We start from the raw sequence: 4,411 nt of genomic DNA, 5'->3' as shown, positions 1-4,411 counted from the left end.
ACCTCGGTCGGCGCGGGCCGGACGTTGTGCGCCAGGAGCGTCAACGACGGCAGGACCGCGTCGGGGTTGGGGTCGGAGGTCAGTAGGAGCAGCTCCATGGGGCTCTCCTCCTATCTCGTTGCTCCGCGGACGACAGCAGCCGCGTAGCTACGTCGCCGAAACACAGGTTAAGTCGTGTGCAACATTAGCGCCTCTACAGCCACTACCTCGCAACACGGCGTCCGTTTTGTGTTCTTCGCCCTCGCCTCGGAGGGACCAGGGGCCCGCGACCCGCGGCGCCAGCCGCTAGTGTCACAGCATGCGCAAGCTGATCATCGGGCTTCTCTGCCTGGCCGGTTTGGCGGTGGTCATCGATTTCGGCGCCGCCGCCTATTCGGAGTACCACGTCTCTCGTCAACTGCGGGCGGGCGCGGATCTGTCCGCCGACCCGGAAGTCACGTTCCACGGATTCCCGTTCGCCGCCCAGGCGATGAGCGGCCGCTACGACGACGTGACGATCCGCGCCCGCGCCGTGCGGCCCGACATCCCCGGCGAGGTCGGCATCGAGGCCAAGCTGCAGGGCTTGCACGCCACGGCCAGCGAGTTGCTCGACGGCGCGGCGCGCACGGCGCAGGTCGACCGGATCGACGCGTTGATGCGTTTCGAGCCCACCGAACTCGGCAAACTCTTCGGCATCCCGGACCTGCAGGTCCACACCCCGCCGGCCGACAAGTCCGACGGCACGGGGGGCTCCGGCGGGTCCGGAATGACCACCGCGGGCGTCCTCGTCCTCAAGGGCACCCTGCCCACCGCGGCGAACGGCCGTGTCCTGCCCGCCGGTGTCACCCCGTCCAGTTCCGCGACCCGGGTGCCGGTGCAGATCCAGGCCGACCTGCTGCTCGAGGGCGACAAGGTCCGGATCCAGGCGACCGGTTTCTACACCGACACCACCAGCACGGTCGACACCACCGCCGCGGTCAAGACCGATTCGAAGATCCCCGAGACCGATCACGCCGCAGTGCTCGCCCGCTTCAGCCGTACGATCGATATCAAGGAGTTGCCGTTCGGTGTCGCACCGACCGAGGTGTCGGCGCTCGGCGGCCAGATCGTCGTCGAGGGTGTCGGCCGCAACATCACCATCGACCTGGACCGATTGCAGCAACCATGATCGAGATCGTCATTCTGGCCGCCGTCATCGCGGCCGCCGTCGCGGTCGGGTTCTACCTGTCGCGCAGGCAGGGGCAGGTTCGTCCCGCCACCCTCGACCCCGAGACACATCAGCGCGCCCGCCTGCTCGACGCCGCCGGTGTGACCGGTGCGACCCCCGCGGTGCTGCACTTCTCCGCCGACTGGTGCGGCCCGTGTGACGCGGTCCGCCGGGTCGTCGCCGGCGTCACCGCCGACCTGTCGGAGTCCCCGAATGCCCCGCGCGACATCGAGATCGACATCGACGCCGATCCCGCGCTGGCCCGCGAGCTCAATGTCCTCTCGCTGCCGACGACCTTCGTCTTCGACGCCGAGGGCAAGGAGCGCTTCCGCATCTCCGGCGTTCCCAAGGCGGGCGACCTGCGCACCGCCCTCGAGCCCCTGACGGTGTGATCTAGCCCCATATCCAGGGGGGCCGAGACATTCTCCGGTGAGACCGGGTAAACTACTCCTCGTGCAAACCGACCACGAGCTGATGCTCACCCGACGCCGCACAGTTGATCTGTGTCGCCTCGGTGGTTGTTGCTGCCTGTGCTGCTGACCGATCGGCTTTTTCTCTCCCGAGATTTCTGACGTCGATCTATGCCCGCCGTGCGAGTGATCCTCTGGATCCCCCGGTGACCAGGCAGATCCCCCTGACTTACACAAAGCCCAGGAGTTCGCACAATGACCCGTTCCTCTGAATCTCCCCCTCGCGTCGATGTCCGCGGGCCGCGTTTCGTGGCCTGGATCACCACCGGCGTGCTGGTTCTCGTGCTTCTCGTCGCCGCCTTCTCGACCGCCGCGGCCGCGATCCTGATCGGCCTGCAGGCCGTCGTCTTCGCGATCGGCGCGATCAGCGGCCCCGCCAAGCACCCTTACGGCCGGATCTACGCCGCGTTCGTCGCGCCGCGCAACGGTCCGCCCACCGAGACCGAGCCCGTGCCGCCGCTGCGTTTCGCGCAAGCGCTCGGCTTCGTGTTCGCCGGTCTCTCCCTGCTGGGCTTCGCGCTCGGCTCCTCGATCGTCGGCGCGGTGTTCGCCGGCTTCGCCCTGTTCGCGGCGTTCTTGAACGCGGCGTTCGGGGTCTGCCTGGGTTGCCAGATCTATCCGCTGGTAGCTCGCTTCCGCCGGTCACCAGCCCCGGCACCGAACTGACCCCCTTGCACGTCTCTGAAAGGAACAACATGGCTCGCTCCGATGTCCTGGTCTCCGTTGACTGGGCCGAAGAGAACCTCAACGCCCCCGGCGTCGTCTTCGTCGAGGTCGACGAGGACACCTCCGCCTACGAGGGTGGCCACATCGAAGGCGCCATCCGCCTTGACTGGAAGACCGACCTGCAGGATCAGGTCCGTCGCGACTTCGTGAACCAGGAGCAGTTCTCCGACCTGCTCTCGGCGCGTGGCATCGGCAACGACGACACCGTGGTGCTCTACGGCGGCAACAACAACTGGTTCGCGGCCTACGCCTACTGGTACTTCAAGCTGTACGGCCACAACGACGTCAAGCTGCTCGACGGCGGCCGCAAGAAGTGGGAGCTCGACGGTCGTCCGCTCTCGCGCGACGCGGTCGCGCGCCCGGCCACCCAGTACAAGGCCGCCGCTCCCGACCTGAGCATCCGCGCGTTCCGTGACGAGGTCATCGCCGCCATCGGCACCAAGAACCTGGTCGACGTGCGCAGCCCCGACGAGTTCTCGGGCAAGATCCTCGCGCCCGCGCACCTGCCGCAGGAGCAGAGCCAGCGTCCCGGCCACATCCCGGGCGCGATCAACGTGCCGTGGAGCAAGGCCGCGAACGAGGACGGCACCTTCCGCAGCGACGCCGACCTGGCCGAGCTGTACAAGGATGCGGGCCTGGACGGCGAGAAGGAGACCATCGCCTACTGCCGCATCGGCGAGCGTTCCTCGCACACCTGGTTCGTGCTGCAGGAGCTGCTCGGCCACCAGAACGTCAAGAACTACGACGGCAGCTGGACCGAATACGGTTCCCTCGTCGGAGCGCCTATCGAGTTGGGAGCGTAATCAATATGTGTGCAGCACCTACCCAGGGACAGGCCATTCCGGCCGGCGTCGATGTGGAGAAGGAAACGGTCATCACCGGCCGTGTCCTGAGCACCGACGGCCAGCCCGTCGGCGGCGCGTTCGTGCGTCTGCTCGACGGCAACGGTGACTTCACCGCCGAGGTCGTGGCCTCCGGCACCGGTGATTTCCGCTTCTTCGCCGCGCCGGGTTCGTGGACCCTGCGCGCGCTGAGCTCGTCGGGCAACGGCTCCGCCGAGATCAGCCCCGAGGGCGCCGGCATTCACGCCGTCGACGTCGCGGTCGCCAAGTAAGAAGCTCACAACGGCCCTGGTAGTTCCTGTGCGGGAACTACCAGGGCCGTTTTCGTATCTGTTACGAGGACTGGCTAGACTCCGATTGTGGTCATCTTCTTCGAGGTACTCCTTGTCGCCGTGTCGATTCTCATCGGCTGGTTCGGCCTGTACGTCTTCTACCGGCTCTTCACCGAGTCATGAGCGGGCTCGCTGGCGAAGGTAACGAACCGGCCGAGCGAGCGAGCACAGAGCAAGACGCTCCGGCCGAGCGTCGTAGCGGCGACGAAGCAGTCAACGTCGCCGCCGAACGGGCGAAGGAAACCGGCGCCCGAAACATTTCGGTGTTGCCCGGCCTCCCCCTGCCCGAGGACACGGCCAATCTGCGCCTCGGCCCGGATCTGAACCACGCCATGCTGGCCCTGCTGCCGCTGGTCGGCGTGTGGCGCGGCGAGGGCGAAGGCCACCACCCCGCCGAGGGCGACTACCGCTTCGGCCAGCAGATCATCGTCTCCCACGACGGCGGCGACTACCTGGCCTGGGAATCGCAGACCTGGAAGCTCGACGCGGACGGCAAGTACACCGGCCCGGACCTGCGCGAGAGCGGCTACTGGCGGGTCGGCGGTGAGGGCACCGACGAGCTGCTCGAACTCCTGCTCACCCACAGCAACGGCGTCATCGAGCTGTACTACGGCAAGGCCCGCAACCAGGCCTCCTGGGAGCTCGCGACCGACGTCTCCATCCGCAGCACCTCCGGCGCGGTGGTGGGCGGCGCCAAACGCCTCTACGGCATCGTCGACAACGGCGACCTCGCCTACGTGGAAGAGCGCGTGGACCCCGACGGCGCGCTCGTCCCCCGCCTGTCGGCGCGGCTGGTCCGCTACATCGGCTGAGATTCTTCGAGAACGGCCCGCCCAGATCTGATCTGGGCGGGCC

The 4,411-nt window shown here is 67.5% G+C and carries 6 protein-coding genes and 1 pseudogene; 6 read left to right on the top strand and 1 reads right to left on the bottom strand.

Annotation, left to right across the window (positions count from 1 at the left end):
• Window positions 1–98, bottom strand: a pseudogene (locus ACFWF3_RS25840) (DNA-binding response regulator); the annotation flags it as partial.
• 200 nt (window positions 99–298) lie between these two features.
• Between ACFWF3_RS25840 and ACFWF3_RS25835 the strand changes: the two are divergent.
• From ACFWF3_RS25835 to ACFWF3_RS25810, 6 genes are all read left to right on the top strand, one after another.
• The gene (locus ACFWF3_RS25835; protein ID WP_379315873.1) at window positions 299–1,147 is read left to right on the top strand and encodes an LmeA family phospholipid-binding protein; all 849 of its coding nucleotides are present in this window, start codon (window positions 299–301) and stop codon (window positions 1,145–1,147) included.
• Window positions 1,144–1,578: a thioredoxin family protein gene (locus tag ACFWF3_RS25830; RefSeq protein ID WP_379315871.1), complete on the top strand. Its 435-nt coding sequence runs from the start codon at window positions 1,144–1,146 to the stop codon at window positions 1,576–1,578. The genes ACFWF3_RS25835 and ACFWF3_RS25830 overlap by 4 nt, the downstream gene beginning before the upstream one ends.
• Window positions 1,579–1,851: 273 nt before the next feature.
• The gene (locus ACFWF3_RS25825) at window positions 1,852–2,322 is read left to right on the top strand and encodes a DUF4395 domain-containing protein (protein WP_379315869.1); all 471 of its coding nucleotides are present in this window, start codon (window positions 1,852–1,854) and stop codon (window positions 2,320–2,322) included.
• 29 nt (window positions 2,323–2,351) lie between these two features.
• Window positions 2,352–3,185 (top strand): sulfurtransferase, encoded by an 834-nt coding sequence (locus tag ACFWF3_RS25820; protein ID WP_379315867.1) that lies wholly within the window; start codon window positions 2,352–2,354, stop codon window positions 3,183–3,185.
• 5 nt (window positions 3,186–3,190) lie between these two features.
• A complete protein-coding gene (locus ACFWF3_RS25815) occupies window positions 3,191–3,496 on the top strand; it encodes a DUF1416 domain-containing protein (protein WP_056818727.1) in 306 nt (101 codons plus the stop codon).
• Between the two features lie 179 nt (window positions 3,497–3,675).
• Complete coding sequence (locus tag ACFWF3_RS25810; RefSeq protein WP_379315865.1) at window positions 3,676–4,368, top strand: FABP family protein; 693 nt, start codon at window positions 3,676–3,678, stop codon at window positions 4,366–4,368.
• The last annotated feature ends 43 nt before the right edge of the window (window positions 4,369–4,411 follow it).

Origin of the sequence: Nocardia sp. NPDC060220, from assembly GCF_042727815.1 — a bacterium.
GTDB lineage: Bacteria > Actinomycetota > Actinomycetes > Mycobacteriales > Mycobacteriaceae > Nocardia.
This window is presented reverse-complemented; position numbering and strand designations above follow the sequence as displayed.